This is a genomic window from Leptospira biflexa serovar Patoc strain 'Patoc 1 (Paris)', from assembly GCF_000017685.1.
Taxonomy (GTDB): domain Bacteria; phylum Spirochaetota; class Leptospiria; order Leptospirales; family Leptospiraceae; genus Leptospira_A; species Leptospira_A biflexa.
Genome location: NC_010602.1, coordinates 790,632 through 809,482 on the forward strand (window position 1 = coordinate 790,632; position 18,851 = coordinate 809,482).

17 protein-coding genes are annotated in these 18,851 nt (G+C 41.0%); 11 read left to right on the forward strand and 6 right to left on the reverse strand.

Annotated elements, in window-relative coordinates:
* Nucleotides 1-35 precede the first annotated feature (35 nt).
* The 6 genes from LEPBI_RS03805 (at nt 36) to LEPBI_RS03830 (ending at nt 6,653) form a co-directional block, all read left to right on the forward strand.
* Nucleotides 36-674 carry a ribonuclease D gene (locus LEPBI_RS03805; protein ID WP_012387790.1) on the forward strand — a complete coding sequence of 213 codons (639 nt, stop codon included), beginning with the start codon at nt 36-38 and terminating at the stop codon, nt 672-674.
* Entirely contained in the window at nt 674-2,041 is a 1,368-nt protein-coding gene (gene radA / locus LEPBI_RS03810) for a DNA repair protein RadA (RefSeq protein ID WP_012387791.1), read from the forward strand. Before LEPBI_RS03805 ends, radA begins: the two co-directional genes overlap by 1 nt.
* Nucleotides 2,042-2,373: 332 nt before the next feature.
* The gene (locus LEPBI_RS03815) at nt 2,374-3,486 is read left to right on the forward strand and encodes a lipase family alpha/beta hydrolase (RefSeq protein ID WP_012387792.1); all 1,113 of its coding nucleotides are present in this window, start codon (nt 2,374-2,376) and stop codon (nt 3,484-3,486) included.
* Nucleotides 3,487-3,585: 99 nt separating this feature from the next.
* Complete coding sequence (locus LEPBI_RS03820; protein WP_012387793.1) at nt 3,586-4,584, forward strand: hypothetical protein; 999 nt, start codon at nt 3,586-3,588, stop codon at nt 4,582-4,584.
* Nucleotides 4,585-4,600: 16 nt separating this feature from the next.
* On the forward strand, nt 4,601-5,512 hold the full coding sequence (locus LEPBI_RS03825; protein ID WP_012387794.1) for an esterase/lipase family protein: 912 nt from the start codon (nt 4,601-4,603) through the stop codon (nt 5,510-5,512).
* Nucleotides 5,513-5,630: 118 nt separating this feature from the next.
* Nucleotides 5,631-6,653, forward strand: coding sequence for a lipase secretion chaperone (locus LEPBI_RS03830; protein WP_012476154.1), 1,023 nt, complete (start codon nt 5,631-5,633; stop codon nt 6,651-6,653).
* Nucleotides 6,654-6,665: 12 nt separating this feature from the next.
* On the opposite strand, the gene LEPBI_RS03835 is transcribed toward LEPBI_RS03830, so the two are convergent.
* Nucleotides 6,666-7,625: a putative glycoside hydrolase gene (locus tag LEPBI_RS03835; protein WP_012387796.1), complete on the reverse strand. Its 960-nt coding sequence runs from the start codon at nt 7,623-7,625 to the stop codon at nt 6,666-6,668.
* An 86-nt stretch (nt 7,626-7,711) separates the two neighbouring features.
* Between LEPBI_RS03835 and LEPBI_RS03840 the strand changes: the two genes are divergently transcribed.
* Nucleotides 7,712-8,275: an HMG-box domain-containing protein gene (locus tag LEPBI_RS03840; protein ID WP_041769643.1), complete on the forward strand. Its 564-nt coding sequence runs from the start codon at nt 7,712-7,714 to the stop codon at nt 8,273-8,275.
* A complete protein-coding gene (locus tag LEPBI_RS03845; protein WP_012387798.1) occupies nt 8,272-9,207 on the forward strand; it encodes a histone deacetylase family protein in 936 nt (311 codons plus the stop codon). Before LEPBI_RS03840 ends, LEPBI_RS03845 begins: the two co-directional genes overlap by 4 nt.
* A gap of 1 nt (nt 9,208) precedes the next feature.
* Here the strand turns inward: LEPBI_RS03845 and LEPBI_RS03850 are convergent, their stop codons facing one another.
* From LEPBI_RS03850 to LEPBI_RS03860, 3 genes are all read right to left on the reverse strand, one after another.
* Nucleotides 9,209-10,486, reverse strand: a complete 1,278-nt coding sequence (locus LEPBI_RS03850) for an esterase/lipase family protein (RefSeq protein WP_012387799.1) — start codon at nt 10,484-10,486, stop codon at nt 9,209-9,211.
* A gap of 232 nt (nt 10,487-10,718) precedes the next feature.
* Nucleotides 10,719-11,975, reverse strand: a complete 1,257-nt coding sequence (locus tag LEPBI_RS03855; RefSeq protein WP_012387800.1) for a DUF1554 domain-containing protein — start codon at nt 11,973-11,975, stop codon at nt 10,719-10,721.
* A gap of 70 nt (nt 11,976-12,045) precedes the next feature.
* Entirely contained in the window at nt 12,046-13,650 is a 1,605-nt protein-coding gene (locus tag LEPBI_RS03860) for an NADP-dependent glyceraldehyde-3-phosphate dehydrogenase (protein WP_012387801.1), read from the reverse strand.
* Nucleotides 13,651-13,734: 84 nt separating this feature from the next.
* Between LEPBI_RS03860 and LEPBI_RS03865 the strand changes: the two genes are divergently transcribed.
* From LEPBI_RS03865 to LEPBI_RS03875, 3 genes are all read left to right on the forward strand, one after another.
* Entirely contained in the window at nt 13,735-13,917 is a 183-nt protein-coding gene (locus LEPBI_RS03865) for a hypothetical protein (protein WP_187148070.1), read from the forward strand.
* Nucleotides 13,918-13,988: 71 nt separating this feature from the next.
* Nucleotides 13,989-15,167: a MaoC family dehydratase gene (locus LEPBI_RS03870; RefSeq protein WP_012387803.1), complete on the forward strand. Its 1,179-nt coding sequence runs from the start codon at nt 13,989-13,991 to the stop codon at nt 15,165-15,167.
* 9 nt (nt 15,168-15,176) lie between these two features.
* Nucleotides 15,177-16,199 carry an MBL fold metallo-hydrolase gene (locus tag LEPBI_RS03875; protein WP_012387804.1) on the forward strand — a complete coding sequence of 341 codons (1,023 nt, stop codon included), beginning with the start codon at nt 15,177-15,179 and terminating at the stop codon, nt 16,197-16,199.
* A 60-nt stretch (nt 16,200-16,259) separates the two neighbouring features.
* On the opposite strand, the gene LEPBI_RS03880 is transcribed toward LEPBI_RS03875, so the two are convergent.
* Both LEPBI_RS03880 and LEPBI_RS03885 read right to left on the reverse strand, forming a co-directional pair.
* Nucleotides 16,260-17,849 (reverse strand): glycosyltransferase family protein, encoded by a 1,590-nt coding sequence (locus LEPBI_RS03880; RefSeq protein ID WP_338033426.1) that lies wholly within the window; start codon nt 17,847-17,849, stop codon nt 16,260-16,262.
* 174 nt (nt 17,850-18,023) lie between these two features.
* Complete coding sequence (locus tag LEPBI_RS03885) at nt 18,024-18,815, reverse strand: hypothetical protein (RefSeq protein WP_012387806.1); 792 nt, start codon at nt 18,813-18,815, stop codon at nt 18,024-18,026.
* Nucleotides 18,816-18,851 lie beyond the last annotated feature (36 nt).

Here is an 18,851-nt window from a genome sequence, read left to right on the forward strand (position 1 = left end):
TGATTTTGTTAGGGTGGTTTCCATAGTAAGCCATTATGACCCAAAAACGTTCAACTATAAAACCAGCCGTTTTACAAGGAGATCTGAACGAAGATTTTTTTGAAGCATTTAAAAAGGACGACCGGTTAGCAGTGGATTGTGAAATGATGGGGCTCAATCCCCGTAGGGACAGGCTTTGTGTCGTTCAAATTTCAGATTCTAAAAATAAAGTCGCTTTAGTGCAAATCCTTCCAGGCCAAAAAGAGGCCCCACACATCCAAAAATTATTTGAATCAAAAGAGATTACTAAAATTTTTCATTTTGCACGTATGGATATGACCTTCCTACGCGCTAGACTTGGCATCAAAGTGCAAAATGTATTTTGTACAAAAATTGCAAGTAAACTCGCTCGCACATACACCGATAAACACGGGTTAAAGGAACTTATCCGAGAGTTTTTTGAAGAAAACATCGATAAAAAAAATCAAAGTTCAGATTGGGGCAAAAAAATCCTAACGAAGGATCAAGTAGACTATGCTTCTACAGATGTTCGTTTCCTAATTTCTCTTGAGTCCATTTTGACGGAGATGATGATCCGTGAAAATCGATTCACGATTGCCGAAAAGTGTTTTGGCTTTTTGGAAACCCAAGTGGAACTCGATTTATTGGAAGTGTATAACCTTTTCGAACACTGATGGCAAAAAAACAACTCCCCCAATACCAATGCAAAGCTTGTGGCGATACCTTTAGCCGTTGGGCAGGGAAATGCCCATCTTGTGGCGAATGGAACCAAATTGAGGAAATGGCAAACACTTCCCAAGGGAGGTTTGATACACCTATATCTCTAAAACCGAGAGACAGAAGGTATACCGAACCAAAATCAATTGGTTCGGTTGTGAGTGATTCCCATACAAGGACACAAACAGGATTTAGTGAATTGGATTTGGTACTGGGTGGAGGTATTGTCCCCGGAAGTTTGGTGTTAGTTGGTGGAGAACCAGGAGTTGGAAAATCAACTTTGGTTTTGGAAATAGCAAAAAACATCGCAAACCAAGGCACAGTTTTGTACATCTCTGGTGAAGAATCGGCTTCCCAAATTGGTCTTCGTGCCAAACGTATGGGTGTCACCTCTGAAAATATATTACTCTCATCCGAAGTGTATGCGGAAAACATTGCGCAGATGATTTCCGATATAAAACCAAAAGTTGTTTTTATCGATTCCATCCAAACCATTATCAAAGAAAGCCTTGTGAACCAAGCAGGGACCATCACCCAACTTCGTGAGTCGTCCCAAGTGTTTTTAGAAACCGCCAAACGTACGTCAGTTCCTATTTTTCTCATAGGCCACATCACAAAAGACGGCCAAATTGCAGGCCCCAAAGTATTGGAACATTTGGTGGATACCGTTTTGTACTTTGAAGGAGACAGATTCAATTATTACCGCATTTTACGTGCTGTGAAAAATCGATTTGGAGCCGTAGGAGACACTGCAATTTTTGAAATGGTCCTCGGTGGACTGAGTCAAGTCCTAGACCGCCATCGTTTGTTCATTTCACCCGAAACAGAAGAACGATCTGGGAGTGTCCTGTCTTCTGTGATGGAAGGGTCCCGTGCCATCAGTGTGGAAGTGCAGGCCCTTGTCACAAAGTCTTCTTATGGACAGGCGCGCCGTATGGCAGAAGGACTCGATAACCGACGTGTGATTTTACTTTCCGCTGTCATCGAAAAATACTTAGGCCTTCCTCTTTCGGAATCTGACATCTTCAGCAATTTGGCAGGCGGTCTCAGCGTGGACGAACCAAGCCTTGATCTTGCGATTGTTGCCTCGATTGTCTCCTCCTTTCGTGACAAACCAGTCTCCAGAGAGACAGGGTATTTAGGCGAAGTAGGACTTTCAGGTGAAGTGAGAAGTGTGGGGCAAATGAGTCTTCGCATCAAAGAACTCGTTGGGATTGGGATCAGTCAAATTTACATCCCACATGGAAACTGGAAAGAAGTAGAAGGTATGTTCCCTTCCATCGAACTTGTCCCCATCAAACATTTACAAGCGTTAGGTTTGTGAGTGTCAGCGTTACCTTCTAGCCCCAAAGGATCTACCGTTCCATTGGATCACTCTCATTCGCATTGTGACACAACTTGTTACAGTTTATTAGTAGACGACAAAAGTTGACTCATCGCACCCAGTGAAATCGTTAGACGACAGTTGTTGGGAGAAATGAATCCGTCCTTTGTTGCCTTCTAGGTTTATCCCGAAAGTGTGTTTTAGATTTGGCAAAAAGCTTAGAATAAGTACCAAGTATGTCATTGAGATATAAGATGACCCAAAATTAACACAATTAACTTGACTTTTCCATCCCCTTTGCAACAAATCTATAGATTGTTCAGAGGTGATTTATGAACTCTAAAAAGAAACATCTTGTTTGCCTTCTCGTCCTCCTATTGGTCACAACAGGGGTTCACGCTGGCGCAAGAAAAACAGTATATCCAGTTGTGTTCGCACATGGATTATCTGGATTCGACAACTTACTCGGATACTACTACTTTGGTAACGACTACGGTACCTTTGTGGGCGATCCTTGTGACGAGTTTTTGGAAACAGCGTGTAACGGTAGCATCCACTCCAGCCAAAAGGCTTTAGCAGCAAGTGTCACTCCCTTCCAATCTTCGGAAGTGAGAGGAACACAACTTGCTGATCGAATTCAAAACTATATGACCTCCACTGGTGCCACTAAGGTAAATATCATTGGTCACTCCCAAGGTGGAATTGATGCAAGGAAAGCAGCCGCAGTGTTACGTGCTCGTTATGGAAGACAAGTCGTACATGTGATGATCTCCGTATCAAGCCCACATAGAGGTTCCCCGACTGCGAAGTACATCCTTGACCTTGGTCCTGGTGTCACGTCTGTTGTGAACGCTCTTGCGAAACTTTTCGGAAACACCATTTATGGTTCCGGAAATGATGGGATTGCAGCCGCAAAACAATTAGTTTACAATGACTATTCATCAACAGATGGAGTCACCACTGGTATGAAAGCATTTAATAACAATTATAATGTGAGTACCAACACAGCAAACTATTGGGGTTCCATCATCACGGCTCAAGATAGCATCAATACAAACCCTGCGTTATACCTTTTGAAAGAAGGGTTTTATAACATCGATGGGGACGGGTATTGTGTAGATGATTGTGACAATGATGGTGCCGCAGGAAAAGGTGATGGCACACGTGGTAATAACGATGATGATGGACTTGTGGGAATTAACTCCCAACAGATGGGATACCGTTTGCAATACAACGAGTGTTTGATTTGTTTTGATTCCATCACTGTGAATTCCACTTTAGGTTATGTGAGTAACTTAAATGCACCCACTTCTGCGCAAATGACATCGAAATCTTCTGTGGTCAGCCAAGACCATTTGGATGTGGTGGGAGTTCCTCCAGATACATTTGATGAAGAAGAATTTTATGCTTCGATTTTAGAGTTTATCGTCACAAAAGGCGGTTAAGAACTTCTTTGGCAGTAGGGGAAATCCTTACTGCCAATCTCAATTCTTTTTTATAACAAGTAACAAAAACAAAAATCTTTTCGTTTCCTTTCAACTATTATGTTTCAAAATAAAAAAATCCTATTTAGCGTTCTTATCTCTCTTGTCATTTTATTCGTTGGAATCTTAATCCTACGTCCAAACAAAGACAAAAACCAAAAAGACTTTGAATCCCTACTCAGTGAAGGCAAAGTCGCAGAGTCAAAGGAATTACCGAACTTACCGGAAGACTATGCAGATCATAAACTCATGGAATATTCCATCGAAGAGATCGCACGTATCTTACAAGAAAAGTATGGCAAAAACATCGATAACCCAGCCGCTCAAATTGCCATGATCGAAGAGCTCATGAAAGACCTTCCCAAATTGTATCCCAATGATTGGGTAAAGGTATTAAATCAAATTTTAGGGTATGCATTTCCAAACAAAGCTTTGGAACTCTTACGGATGTCAGAGAGTTTATATAATTACAATCGATTTAGGGAAGCAAACATGAGTAAGGTGGGACTTATGTCTGACGAAGCCCGCCGTGACATGATGTGGAAAGAACGGTATCGTTTGTTTGGAGAAAAAGCCGATCAAATTTGGGCCATGGAAAAGAAAATGACTGTCATTGGAGACAGTTTGAAACGAATCAAAGAAAGTCCTGCAGGGAATTTGGACGCAAAGCTCAGTCAATATTCACAAACCCTCAAAGAACAATTTGGAAAAGATTACCCGCGCCTGATGGAAAACAAACGCCAACAACTCACAGAAGGGTTTATGGTCTCGGTCCAAAAAGATTTAAAAGTTTTGTCTTATGGGGAACGAAAATCGGCCCTTCGTGAGATCCGCCAAACCATGGGAATGGACCAAGCCGCCCTGAACCGTTGGGACACCCTGGAAGAAGAGCGGGAAAAGGCCTGGCAAAACCAACAGAAGTATGCCGAAAAACGGAACCAACTTTCTACGAAAAAAGGGGGGATGACAGCGGAGGATGAAAAAGCGCTCGATGCCATGCGCAAACAACTCTTTGGGGAAGAGGCGGAAATCATCAAAAATGAGTTAGCCAAAACATAGAAAGTTCAGGTGAAATATGAAAAAGAAAATTGCGATCGGGTTTTTAGCGACCCTTCTCTCCTTCCCCACATCAGGTTTGTTTGCTGGTCCTTTGGATGGCCAATGCATCGCCCTTGTGCACGGTATTCTTGGATTTGACGACACGCAAGGGTTAGCTGGTGGACTCGTAAAGTATTGGGGAGGCCTTGATGGTTACCTCCGTAGCCAAGGTGCAAAAGTAACAACACCTGGAAGTTCTGCTACGAATTCCATTCCCGTTCGTGCAAGCCAAATCCAATCATCAGTCAATACTTGGATGACAGCAAACGGTTGTTCTAAGGTGCACCTCATGGGACACAGCCAAGGTGGACTTGTGATTCGTTATATGGTTTCCAATTTAGGATTTTCTGGAAAAACACAAACAGTGACTACAATCAACTCATTACACAAAGGAGCACCGATGGCTGACATCGTTCTTTCTGTGATCCCAAGTTGGTTACAACCATTTGCAAACTCAGCTCTTGGATTACTTGCAAAATTGGTATACCGTGATGGTCGACCACAAGATGTCATCGCGATGGGAAAATCACTCACTGTGAGTTATGTAAAAACATTCAATACAAATTCACCGAATAAATCGGGAATCAAATATTACTCCTATGGAAGCCAAATGGCTTGGGCTGACCTCATCCAACACCCGATCATGGCACTCACTCACCCCATTACTTGGGCAGGTGGATTGTTTTATGGTTTAGGTGGAGGAAATGATGGAGTGGTTCCGTTGAACTCCCAAAAATGGGGAACTTGGAAAGGAACACCAAACGCGTATTGGTTTGCAACTGGAATTGACCACCTCCAAGCAACAAACTTGGCATGGAGTGGACAAAACTTTTTTGATGTCCAAGGTTGGTACCTAAACATCGCAAAGAATGCAAAAGCTGGATTGTAATCAGTCCATTTAAGAAAAAGCCGGTGTCACCCATCGGCTTTTTTTTGTACCCATCTCATTCACTTCTAATTTCCAATCGATTCTAGAATGTTTTCCAAAGGAATTTTTGTTCATACAAATGGATTTTAAAAAAATTATACTCATCGTTTTCCTCTTCCTCGTTCTATTTTTAAGCTTATTCTATCTACTCAAACAAAACGATAAAGATAGTGTTTCGAAGGATGCTCTTTCTCCAGAAGAACAAATGGTTTCCGATCGGATTTCTCCAATGGGGAATGGAGAAGGGTTTTGGGATGAGGCAATCTCTCCCTTTCGCGAGGATAGAACCAAACCTTATTTGGAATTACTCGAAGATTTAAAATCAGGTAAGGTAAATTTTGTTTGGGAAGTTTGGGCGCTTCGTCGCAAATGTAATCCTGATTTTACACCTGACCAATGTAATGCCACAATTCTTGCTTACATTGATGCGGAATATGATTCACCTGACAGAGAAAAGGTGAAGGATTTATTTGTTTCCTACTTTCGTTATGAAGAGGAATACCGCAAATGGGAACAACCAACCGACTTAAATTTTATCGAATTGTATGAAAAAATCAAAGCCAAACGAAGGGAAATCCTTTCTGACAAAGCAGATTTGATTTTTGGAATGGAAGAGTCACAAGTTTCGTTTCTCGAAGGAACAAACAATTTTATAAAACAAACAGCAGGTGTTCCCACCGAACTTCGAGTGAAACAGTTCGAAGAGTTTAAGAAAAAAACATATGGGAATTATTATGATTCTTTGGTATCCAGAGAAGATAAGTTCGACCATTACCAAATGGAGATGTCACTTCGGGATAAAGAATTAATTTCCATCACTGACCCAAAGGAAAAGGAAAAGTATCTTTTTAAAATTGAATCTAAGTACTTTGGTAAAGAAAAAGCAGAAGCACTCGCAAACGAACGAAAAAAAGAAACCAAACTTTGGGAATCCGTTTCAACTTATGAAGCGAAAGAAAAAGAATTTTTAAGAGAGAACAGAAATTTGTCTGAAGCGGATAAAGAGAAAAAACTGAAGGAACTTCGGATCCAAATCTTGGGATCCGAAGAAGAAGCCGATGCCTATCTCCGCAGAAAAAACATTGAGGAAGCGGGCAAATAAAGCCGCTTCGTGTTACTCACTTTTTGTTAGGTTCATTTGACTCGGAGTGGGTTCTTTTTTGTATTTCTCGTAGGCATTCATGGTTTCTAAGTATTCATTTCCTGCATTCCATACGATGAACCCATGCCCTGCGGAATCACGAGCACCTTGCATTTGTACTTTGATATAATCCGTATAACTCAATTTACTTGGGCCAACCATCATATTAAAACCTTGTACCCAAGCGATGGCCTTTGTACCTGGTTTGGCTCGTTGGACTGTGAGGTCGAGTCCGTCCTTGATGGTTCCATAGGGGTCGGCGACACGTTTTGTCAGTCCATAAAAATGAGATGGATAGAGCATGGGATACAATCCATGGAGTACTTCGCTAAACGGTTCTACCTTTTGGCCAATGACATCGTTTTGAATGAAAGGAACCCTTCCAAAAATATCGGCCGTCCATTTGGTATCACTTGGACAAACCTCTTTCGTTTTTTCTTTGTGTTCCGCTACGATACCTAAAATAGATTCATACCGTTTTTCATAACTCATACTGAAGTTTGTGCCACCATCAGCGTACCGAATGTAATCCAATTGTATTTCGGGAAATCCCAATTCACAAGCCTTACGAATGGATTTTTGGATGGATGCCATTAAACTTGCGTTTGGTGATTTTTCTGTCAGTCCACCTTCAAAGTTTACGACGCGAGCGACCATATAAATCCCGAGTGCCTTTGCCTCTGCCACTTGTTCTGGCGTAGGAGGGTGAGGTTGCATGTCCACGACCGCCGTGTTCATGCCTGCGTCCTTCATGACTTGAAATAGTAAGGTCCAACGTTTTTTGTCACGAATGGTTTTGGTATTGATGTATAACCCTTCAATGAATTCAGGAGTTTCGTTTACGGAACCAGATCTTTCTTGGCCCTTCGTCTGGGAAATGGATTGGCAAGAGACAAATACAAACAATAAGAGAAATGAAAATAGTGGTTTCATAGCAGTTATGACAAGTTTTTTCCCTATGAATGAAAATTCAAATCGAATCGATTGACGAAATTCCCTTGCCCTTTTAAAATTTGGGCATGATAGAAATCTCAAATGACTTCCAAATCAAATCCTATGGTCGTTTTCCGGAAGCACTTTCCGAACAGGCACAATTCAAAGACCGGATGGTGGAAGTATCAAAACTATACAAAGCCATGGGTGAGTCCTACCTCCAACACTTAGGGGATGATGCCAAAATCAGTGGTTCCGAAAAGAAGGAACTCAATGAATTTTTAGAAAGTATTTTAATTGTTCTTGTGATGTTACGGAAACTCGATTTTTCACCCATAGACGAAGAGGTTTACATCCGAAAGGACCGAGGTTTATTTGAATTACGATTGCGATTTGGAGAAGGTGGGATTTGGGAATTAACAGGCGCCATACGGCCTGAATACAAAATGAAACATCGAGTCTTTCGGGAATGGTTTAATCTTGAATTTTCCAATGACATCAAAACATTTTATGCAGTGTATGGAAATGCAGGACTCGACAAAACCATCTCTCCAGAAGAAAAAGTGCAAATCACAAAACAAATTGATCGGATCATTGCAGAGATCATTGAGATGATCGTGTTTATCGAACGTTTTATGTTATTCCAATGAAAACAGGGATTTCCTTTCATCCTACATTTTTAGAACACAAAACAGGGCCAGGTCATCCAGAGACTCATGTGCGATTGGAATCCATTTTGGAAAAAATTTCAGATCTTCCTTCCGAGTCTTTTACCTGGGAAAAAACTTTTAAAGAAGCACCCTTATCTCTCATTTCTGAGATCCACGATCCGAATTACGTACGTTTGGTGGCAAAAGTTTGTGAAGAAAAAGGATCTGGATACTTAGATGGTGACACCGTATATTCACCAAACACATTTCAGGCGGCTTCCCTTGCAGTCGGGGCTGGGGTAACACTGGCACAAGATATTTTAGATGGGAAGCTAAAAAATGGTATGGCACTTGTTCGCCCACCTGGCCACCATGCGGAATCCGACCACGCAATGGGATTTTGTTTGTTCAATAATATTGCGATCACAGCCAAGTATTTGCAGAGTCAAGGGATCAAACGAATTTTAATTTTGGATTGGGATGTGCATCATGGAAATGGCACCCAACACCAGTTCTACGAAGATGATTCTGTTTATTTTGTTTCGCTCCACCAATATCCATTTTATCCAGGCACAGGTTCCGAAAAAGAAAGTGGCCAAGGGAAAGGTTTTGGCACTACCTTAAATTTACCAATGGCCCGCGGGGCAGAAGAGAAACAATACTTGGATCAGTTCCCTCTCATCCACAAAGAGATGGAAACCTTCCAACCAGAATTTGTTTTGGTTTCTGCTGGATTTGATGCCCACAGGAATGATCCACTGGCAGGAATGAATTTAAATTCGAGTTCCTATGAAAAAATGACAAACGAAGTGAAACAAATTGCTCGTGTCCACTCTGGTGGGAAACTGCTCTCGTTTCTGGAAGGTGGGTATGATTTCCAAGCACTTTCGGAATCCGTAAAAGTACATCTGGAAACACTTGCCTCTGCTTAGCTTAGGCCTTTGGTGCCACCCCGAACACTTCTTTCACCCAATGGATGAGGGGACGTGAGCTAATGATAGAAAAATGATTTTGTTTTTTCAGTTCCAAGGTGCGTAAACTTGGGTTTGTTTTTTTGTCGAAGACTTTGTCTGTCAGATAAGTGAGGCTTTTTTTCTCTACAATGCCATCACCCAAAAAATTTTGTAATGGGTTCTCGGGTCCTTCCATAAGAGCATAGGCTTGGTAGACATCCAAATCATCTAACTCACCAAAATAGGTTTCGGAAAAATATCCGGATATGGTTTCCTTCCATCCTTTTTCTTCCTTTCGAATGAGACCAAAGGATAAATCTTTGATGGCATCACTCCTTAGGTTTCCAATCATACCAATGATTTTCATGGCAACATTGGGACTTTTTTCAAACAAAAAGCCGAGCCAAAAACCAATTTTTTCCAAATACGAACCTTTGTTTGGTGCGGCAATGAGTGTGATGCGACCAAACCTTGTGATCCATGGTTTGTTTTCCAATTTTGCATAATAGAGACAAGACCGAAAGATGAGACAACCCAAACTATAACAAATGATATCTGGTTTGATCTCCTTATTTTCTTCAAAAAAAACATCCAAAAGGTGCATGAGTTTTTTCCCATTTTCATGGATGGGAAGGCCATGGTTGTAACGAAGGTAAAACGAAAAGTAACCACATTCCTCAAGTTCAGTGGCAAGGCCTGGGGATTTGATTTGTCTATTTTTGTATTCCACCGTTTGTTCTTGCCAAACTGATTCATCAGTAAAAAGACCTGGTAGGAAAATTACAGATTTGGTTTTGCCAGAAGTTTGGAATTCGGAAATGGTTTCTTTGGCCGTGATGTCTTTACCAAATGTGCGAAAACTCATATCAATTTTTGTGAGTTTGAATTTTTGATTATGAGAACTTCCTAATATACTGGAAACCATTCGGTTATCAAACACCATATCATCAGATTTTTTGGCGGTGAGTTCTACCTTAAAGAGTGCCTTATCAAAGGCTTGGTTTGTGAGTTCGATTGTTTTTTGTAATTCTTCATTGGAACGTAACCCCGTGTCTCGGACTTGTACACCGAGTTTTTGGAGAGAATCCCTCCATTCTGGTTTGTAGAAAAATGCATTGGACAATAGATCGAGTCCATCACCCGTTTTTGTGAGGCTGCCATGGACTAAGAACTGCACGCCTTTTAAGAGAGAGTCTGTTGTTTTTTGGGTGAGGGATACGGTTTTCCCAGCAAGGGAATTGATGAGGATTTGGATCACGGTGGATCAGTTTACTGAGTTTTGGAGAGAAAGCGAGAAGAAAATGGGGAGAGGGATTCGTTTTTGGTGGTGGAAGGAAATGGGATTGGCATGAAACACCAAACAATCCTTAGAAAGAGAATCAAACTAGGTGGGGATTGCCATCACAGGTTCAAAACTTCTTGGACACTGGCCAGTTTGGTTTTCTTTCTTTGGATATGCAATTTAGATTTTAAGACTTGAATTTCACTGCTTACTGTTCAACGCAGAGGAGGTGGTAGGTGTCGCTGCAACTTCGACCACTTCCTGATCGAAAGGCAGAATAAGTCCTACTGTCAGATGCACCCACACGACCACCATCTGTAGTAACCGCTGTTACAGAACCATCGGTCCAATCAACACAGCTATTTGTTGGCTCATCTGTTGCTTCTTGCCAATATGCGGTCATTGCAAATCCAGTCCAAAAATATTTTGTAGTACCGGAATCAAAATTATGATTTAGAATCGTGCTTGGTGCTGGAATGATGCCCGCTGTACTTGGAGTGAACAAAGACGCAGAATCATTTGCCCTTACATAAATACTATTTTCTTGAAAGACCCAGAATAAGTTTTCACCGGCGCCACCACTACAATTTGGTGAACTACATGCACTCCGATTGGTTCCATCAACTACCATCGCTTTGTAAGTTCCAGTTGATGGTTTGTTGGCATCTGCATTACATTTTACATCAGCACCTGCGGGACCATTTGCCTCGGCCCCTTGGAGATTTCCATTAAATGTAGATGCCGTGACAAAAACTTTATAAATTGTCGGTTCCACACTGATGGTTATATTTTCTGTATCAGTATTTGGTCCATCCGTTGCTGTGATTGTGTATGTGGAACCTGGTAGCGGATTTGGATCCGTCGGTGTACCGGATATCACACATGTGCTTGTATTCAGCGTGAGTCCATTGGGGAGTGCAGGTAACACGGAACAACTAGTAATAGGGAATCCTAGTGTAGGAGTGAGAGTCGGTGCTACATTGTCTTCTTTAAAGATAAAAGAACTGCCTGTATACGTGATGACGACATTTCGATGATAAATGGGAATTTGGCCACTGATTCCGTTGAATTCTGGATCGGCACTTGCAACGTTCACATACAAGATTGATGTTTCCATAATTTCTGTATTGGAATCGAGTGTAATCAATTGAGGGAAATTATAATTGCCAGATGTGAATGTCAAATTGCCGATGGCATCTAACTTTGCATTGGTGAAAGAAAGCACAACGTTTGCTGTGGGTTGTTTTACGAGTGAAAATCCAAACAATTGTGGGGTTCCAAAATACAATACCACACTTGCACTTGTCACATTGATTTTCGAGGAACTTCCAATTAAAAACGAATTGGTTGCCGTTGTGGTTAGACCATTGATCAGCGTAAATACAAACGCATCATTTGATTTTACAGGATTACAGGAAAGCAGACTCAATGTGAACACAATAGAAAATAACCGATTCCAACACATCTTGCCCTCCCTGATCCTTACAACAAATTAGGGAAACCCCTTTCTCAAAGATCGGCGAAAAGAGAAGGACTTACAAGTGAAATTCTTCGGAAAGGTAACGAGAACTTTTTGTTTTCAGTACATCTCCGAGAAGATTACGTCCCTTTTCTGTATCCTTGAAGCTGACAACGGTCCGTAAGGAAAACACGCGGAGTGCGTCGGAGACAGAAAGGGTTCCGTCAGCGGAATCTTTTCGCCCTGAAAAGGGAAACACATCTGGTCCACGTTGGCACTGTGCATTCCAATTTACACGAGCCACTTGGTTCACAAGGGTATCAATCAGTTTACCAACGACATTCGGATCTTCACCAAAGACACTGGCTTGTTGTCCCATGTTGGATTTTATGATGTATTCCAAAGGTTCTTCGATGTTAGAGTAGGGAACAATGGGAACCAGTGGTCCAAACTGTTCTTCATGATACAAACGTGCCTTAGGTGAGACTGGTGAAAGGATGGCAGGGAACATAAACGATTCTGTAATTTCACCACCACCTGGATTTAAGATTTTAGCACCATTTGCGATGGCATCATCTAAAAGTACCTTTAACCATTTTGTTTTCCCTTCTTCAGGGAGTGGAGTTAGGTGGACACCTGGTTCCCAAGGCATGCCAGACTTCCATTTGGAAAATTCCTCTAAATACAATTTCGTAAATTCGTCTAAGATGTCTTTGTGAACAAAAAGAATTTTGAGAGCGGTGCACCTTTGTCCATTATAAGACAATGACCCGGAAACAATTTCTGGGACCATTGATTTTAAGTCAGTGTCGGGAAGGATGATGGCAGGATTTTTTGCATTCAGTCCTAAAACAGATCTTAGGCGGTTGAGTTTTGGATGTTTTTTAGTGATGAGGTTTGCAGTATGGCTAGAACCAATAAAGGCAAATACATCAATTTTCCCTGATTCCATAATGGGTGAGATGACCTTTGCCCCATCACCGTAAACGGTATTGATGACACCAGGTGGGAAAGCCTTCTGAAAGCATTCGAGTAGTGGTTCTAAGAGTAAAACTCCATATTTGGCAGGTTTGAAGACTACGGTATTTCCCATAAGAATGGCCGGGATGAGTGTACAAAATGTTTCGTTTAAGGGATAGTTAAATGGCCCCATACAAAGGACAACACCATACGGGGAACGTTTGATTTGAGCAATCAGTCCACTTTCGGAAATGTACTTTGAGGAATTGGATTCGAGTTCGAGTAGTGATGCAATCGTGTCTTCTAAGTATTCGATCGTGCGATCAAATTCTTTTGTGGCATCTTTTTCTGTTTTTCCGATCTCCCACATGAGGAGTAAGATGATTTGGTTTCTTTTTTCTTTCATCAAAGAAACGAAGTGGTTCACTGCCAAAATCCGTTCCTTCGGAGTGGAAGTGGGCCAAACGCCTGTTCCATGATTGTATGCCGTTACAGCTGCTTCTAAGGCTTCGAGACTTTGTGCTGTGTCAAAACTGGGATAGGACCCAAGAATGACTGGTTCCAATTTCCCGTTCCGATTCAAAAAAATTGGAGACTGAACCATCTGTGTTTCTCCGTTCCATTCCCGAATTTCACCACCGAGTAGGTATGTTTTTTGGTGGATGGGACTGATGCGGTACTCGGGAGGGATGGATTCTTCAGTAGGAAAAACAAAGCTCATGATCCATGAATCGAACCTGCAGAAGACTAAAAAAGCAACATTTTACGGAAACGATCCGCCGATAGATAAATTATGGAGCCATGGATGGCAGAGAATCAGGAAGAATGGGAAGCTCTCACGCTTCGACTCTTTCGACGTGTGGAAGAACTAGAATCACTTATGCTTGAAGTACGGAGTGATTTGGCACGTTACCGCGCGGTTCGGGAAGAATGGTACCATTGGCATAGTGCTTGGAAGGAGGAATACGCCAAACGAGCCACCGGATGAGCTGGAAAAATCGTTTTCTGTAGGACCTCCCTTGGAAAATTAGTCCTATCCCATTCGAAAAAGGAATTCCCATGGTTCAAAAATCAGTGTCCCCCTTTGGTGAGTTAGCTCCCACAACTCCTGCCTCTCTTTCTGAAATCAAAAGGAACATCTACGGACGATACCTCGAAGAATTCAATGTTGGTGACATTTACGTTCACCCACGCCAATTCACAGTCGACAGAAGTTTTGCCCAAGAATTTGCCACTGTGTTTATGGACGCCAATCCATTGTATCTTTCTAGTGAATACGCAAAAGCACACGGATTTTCAGACCTACTTGTTCACCCACTGATGGTTTTTAATTTAGCACTTTCCATTGGTGTTCAGAATAACAGTGAAAAGGCGCTTGCAAACCTCGGTTATTATAACGCTCAATTTTTAATGCCGGTGTATCCTGGAGACACATTATCCTCTCGCACAAAAATTTTGGCTGTGGACGATAAAGGTCCAGAGAAACCAGGAATCGTAAGTGTTAGAACACTTTGCCTCAACCAAAAAAACGAAGTGGTGTTACAATACGAACGTAAGATCATGATTTACCAATCCAATGGCAAACCAAAGGGGAATCCAAAACCAGGGGATGCTTCTGCCTATTTCCCTGAGTCAAAAACTCCAGAACTCAAACTTCCGAATCTAAAATTCCCAACAGAAATGAAAGATGTCACTTGGGGCCATACGTATTTTGAAAACTTCAAACCAGGCCAAATTTACGTTCACCAAAATGGACGAACCATCACAGATGAACACTACCAATGGACATACCGAGTTGGAAACACTCACCCACTGCATTACGATAAATTGTACTCAGCAGGAATCTCTGGCCCAATGGGTGGAGAACCAGTTGTTTATGGTGGACTCGTATTTGGTTGGTTAGCTGGAATGGCATCCCGCGATATTTCTGAAAACGCAATTTGGGAACTTGGATTCACAGAAGGATACCACACACAACCGGCATTTTCTGGTGATACCGTAACTTGTATTTCTCGTATCCTTACAACCGAAGACAAAGGAACAGAATACGGAATCCCTGCGGGAGAAGTGCAAATCCAATTCATTGGTCTCAAAAACATCAAAGCCAATGATGCATTGGATAAATTTGGTGCTGACCTTTTCCTCAAAGAGAATGATAAAAAGAAATTGGGGAAGGACAAAATCCCAGAAAAAATCTTCGAAATTGAAAGAAGATTGATCATCAAAAAACAACCATAAGGTGAAAGATTGAAAGTTACCATCCCCAAACGAATTCCTCCGATGGATGACATCGGGGATGGTGTCTTTAAAATTGTTTTACCCCAACCTTTTTACGCACCAAATAACATTTATTTGTATGAGGGTAACGATGGCCTAACCCTGATCGATTCAGGTTACATCGAGTCGATCCCCATGTTACAAGCATCCCTTAAAACTAAGGGATTTTCGCTCAATGACATTCGGCATATCATTTACACACACAACCACCTGGATCATATTTCATCAGCCCTGGTCCTCAAATCCTATGCAAAACATGTGACGTATTATGGATACCGTGCTATGGCAGACGGAGTGGGGAATTACCTCGAGTCCATGTTACTCTTTGAAGAAGCAACAGAAGATTTGTTTCACAAAGCCTTTGGTGACAAAAAGGAACTAGATCGTATCCTTACCGAATCTCGTAAAGGTTGGCGTCAGTTTTTTAGTAAATTCGGGGAAACCAAAAAAGGGGATCCTGTTTTACGCATTGATGTTGCCATTGATCACAATGATAGTTTGGAGTTAGGAGGAAGGCTCTTCCGGTTTTTGTATACACCAGGTCATAATTTATACCATATCACACCAGTAGACCCTGCAACGGGTGTTTATTTTTCGGGAGACCTCATCATTGCCAATCTCACAGCCATTTATTCAGAGATGGATGGGAATTTAGGAGATTATTATTTTACACTCTCCAAATTATTGGAAGAACCCATCAAACGTATGTTACCTGCTCATGGAAGCGAGATTGAAGATCCAAAAAAAACCATAACCCTTGTGAAAAAAACTCTGAGCATCTTAGAGAAAGGTGTTTTACGAAGACTTCGGGAAGGGGAATCCGATTTAAAAGTTTTAATGGAAGCGGCAATCGGGAAAAAAGTTCATAATGGAGGCCACCTTCCAACAGCCCTTGGACTTGTTTACAGTATCATCCAAAAACTGGTGTTAGAGGGTCTAATCCGTATCGAAAAAAGAGAAAACGGATACGAAGTTTTCCATTTCGTTGGTTAACCATTTCATACTTGTTTTAAAAATAGAAACGTTCTCACTCTTTGATATCCCATCGGAAATTTAAAAACGATCTTCCTTTGGATTCGAAAGGTTCCATACTTCCACTTGTTTCCCTTGCCATACCAATTTTGTTTTCGGAAGACTTGTGACCTCATCCCGATGATTTAGGATTCGTTTTGTCGGCCAAAGGGTTTGGTTCGTCAAATTAGGTGCGACCACAAGATAACAAATTCTCTCTCCTTTGCAGATTTGGGATTGGTTCGAAAGATGTGTAAGAGGGTAAACTTTGGCTTTCTCTGTGATTAAAAAAGATACGTTGTACTGAGAAAAGACGATGATCTCTTTTGAGGGTTGGATCGGATTTTGTTTCATCTCTTCATTTACAAAATGTAAATCATGAACTACCTCACTTTGAACCTTGGGATCATACCACTGCTCCTTGGATTCGGTTGCGAGTGGAAAATTTTGATCAAGGGAATTTCTCCAAAACACACAAGCCAGGATGAAATATAAAAAAGGAAGTGAGACTTGTCGTTTCGATTTGGCCCAAACGATCCCAGTATATAAAAGATAGGGAACGAGCGAATAACTGTAATACGAATACACTTCATGATGCCATGGCCTAGAAGAAAAAAAATGAGTGAGGTAAATCAAACTCACTCCCAAAATCTCAAGGACCATTTGGAAAATCCCAAGGCCTCCACTCACCACAATTTCCAAATAGATTTGAAACGACTTAGTTACACTAGTGACCTGTTTAAAGGAGGAATGGTAATCTTGTCTCAGGATGCGAGACCATGTCAGATAAGAATTCATGTCATGGAAATAAGGATAGATGATAAAAACATAACAAAGATAAACGATCGTAATTCCAAGAATGAAGGTAAGTAAAACAAACGAAGGATGTTTTTGGATCGAAAAAAGGTCCCTCCACGAGGAGAGTTTGTGTTCGGAAACTTGTTTGTAGATTTGAAAAAGAAAACGGGGTAATAGAAACAAAATCAAATACATCCCAATGTCTTCTTTTTGTATCAGAAAAAGAAAAAGGCAAATTCCCAAACAAAAGAAAGTGAAAAGTGCTGTAAGTGGGGAAACAAATTTTGAATCTATTTCTTTGGATGTGATTCTTTTTGTTTTTTCCCAAACGTAAAAAAAGATAGATCCAAACATTACAACAAGGATTTCAAAATGGAAACTAGAACCAATCCGATACAAATACATTTGGTTTGTCAAAATCACCCAAATCACAAGAAATGGGATCGAAATTTCTGGATTGTTTTTTTGTATAATTTGGTAAGACCATAAAATCAAAAATACAACTGTTAGTTGGTAGAAAAAAAATACTCCTAGTGCCAATCCAAATCGATCAGGCACAAGTCCGACGAAGGGAGATAAAAAAACCATCCCAGGTGCAAAGTGATGTTCCAAGTAACTGCCATTCACAGACTCACTATAATAATGGCTTTCATATCCCTTTCCTTCCCAAAGAGAAAGTAATACATCTGAGATTCCAATGTAGTCTGCATCGTGGAAAAGAAACGAATTTACAAAAAAATTTGTGAGCTCGTACGCATGATACGAACTAGAAACGATAAAAAGAAGAGCACTCACAAATACAAGACGGGGAAGGACTTTCGTTTGGTGATCCATAGTAACTGAATCTTTTTTTGGTACGAACTTCGCTTTTCGTTGTTTCCAAAAACAAAAAAGGCATAAGGCAAAAAATAAAAGAGATACCCCCTTTTGCAAGGGGGCATGAATGGTTTTAGGAGAAACAAAAAGAAAGGAAGAGACTAAACTAGAGAAAAAAAATAAATAAACCACTTATCGAATGAAATACAATACCTTTCTTTCACCGATCCGTTCTCTGTTGATTTCCACTCGGTTCCGGTAATAGTATCCTTTTTCAGGGAATGATTTGGAAAAAAACTCGAATAAGTCCATTTCAAAAACTAACATACATTCTGCGATATCTGCCGCACCAATTCTCATGGCTTCTTTGGTATCCACCATGATGTGTCTTGAGTTGATGTAATCAGGTTGGATTTCGTTTGCAATCAGTTCAAAATTAGTTTTGGTTATGGTTCCACCAACCGATGTTTTTTTTCCTCGGCTTTTTGCCTCAGAGATGATTTTTTTGGCGACACGTGTCACCTCTTTATCATCAGGTTTTTTATCCATAGAGGCACTCAAATCAGATCTAGCAGCTGTTACTTGTTGCAACTCTTGGAAAGATGGAGAATCAAAAATATCCATCAAATTGCGGTATCCAGTAATGGTTTCCATATTGATTGATTTATTGTAGGATTCAAATTCAGAGGGAGTGAGGAGATTTTTCATCGTTTGGATGAAGTTTTTTAGGGCATATTCTGATTCCACCATCGGAGCTGAGATCCCAGATATGGCAATCCTCTGGCAAATACGGATGTCATTTCTTGCTTCTGGACCGCCGATTTTGACGTAGAGTGGTAAAATCCCGGATGTGATCGTTTTTAAGAGAGATATTTCATCTTCTCCCATGTCTTCTGTTTCAGTACCAGTTTTTACACAAACAAAGGAATAGTTTTCCTTCATCTCTTGTAAGGTTTTTCGTAATCCACGGATAGATGTTTCCATAAACAGAAGTTCTCCATGTATGGTATCGTCGATTCC

What these genes read in the sequence shown, in the direction of transcription:
- LEPBI_RS03805 (WP_012387790.1), top strand. Translation starts at nt 36, where the DNA reads ATGACCCAAAAACGTTCAACTATAAAACCAGCCGTTTTACAAGGAGAT.
- radA (WP_012387791.1), top strand. Translation starts at nt 674, where the DNA reads ATGGCAAAAAAACAACTCCCCCAATACCAATGCAAAGCTTGTGGCGAT.
- LEPBI_RS03815 (WP_012387792.1), top strand. Translation starts at nt 2,374, where the DNA reads ATGAACTCTAAAAAGAAACATCTTGTTTGCCTTCTCGTCCTCCTATTG.
- LEPBI_RS03820 (WP_012387793.1), top strand. Translation starts at nt 3,586, where the DNA reads ATGTTTCAAAATAAAAAAATCCTATTTAGCGTTCTTATCTCTCTTGTC.
- LEPBI_RS03825 (WP_012387794.1), top strand. Translation starts at nt 4,601, where the DNA reads ATGAAAAAGAAAATTGCGATCGGGTTTTTAGCGACCCTTCTCTCCTTC.
- LEPBI_RS03830 (WP_012476154.1), top strand. Translation starts at nt 5,631, where the DNA reads ATGGATTTTAAAAAAATTATACTCATCGTTTTCCTCTTCCTCGTTCTA.
- LEPBI_RS03835 (WP_012387796.1), bottom strand. Translation starts at nt 7,625, where the DNA reads ATGAAACCACTATTTTCATTTCTCTTATTGTTTGTATTTGTCTCTTGC.
- LEPBI_RS03840 (WP_041769643.1), top strand. Translation starts at nt 7,712, where the DNA reads ATGATAGAAATCTCAAATGACTTCCAAATCAAATCCTATGGTCGTTTT.
- LEPBI_RS03845 (WP_012387798.1), top strand. Translation starts at nt 8,272, where the DNA reads ATGAAAACAGGGATTTCCTTTCATCCTACATTTTTAGAACACAAAACA.
- LEPBI_RS03855 (WP_012387800.1), bottom strand. Translation starts at nt 11,975, where the DNA reads ATGTGTTGGAATCGGTTATTTTCTATTGTGTTCACATTGAGTCTGCTT.
- LEPBI_RS03860 (WP_012387801.1), bottom strand. Translation starts at nt 13,650, where the DNA reads ATGAGCTTTGTTTTTCCTACTGAAGAATCCATCCCTCCCGAGTACCGC.
- LEPBI_RS03865 (WP_187148070.1), top strand. Translation starts at nt 13,735, where the DNA reads ATGGCAGAGAATCAGGAAGAATGGGAAGCTCTCACGCTTCGACTCTTT.
- LEPBI_RS03870 (WP_012387803.1), top strand. Translation starts at nt 13,989, where the DNA reads ATGGTTCAAAAATCAGTGTCCCCCTTTGGTGAGTTAGCTCCCACAACT.
- LEPBI_RS03880 (WP_338033426.1), bottom strand. Translation starts at nt 17,849, where the DNA reads ATGGATCACCAAACGAAAGTCCTTCCCCGTCTTGTATTTGTGAGTGCT.
- LEPBI_RS03885 (WP_012387806.1), bottom strand. Translation starts at nt 18,815, where the DNA reads ATGGAAACATCTATCCGTGGATTACGAAAAACCTTACAAGAGATGAAG.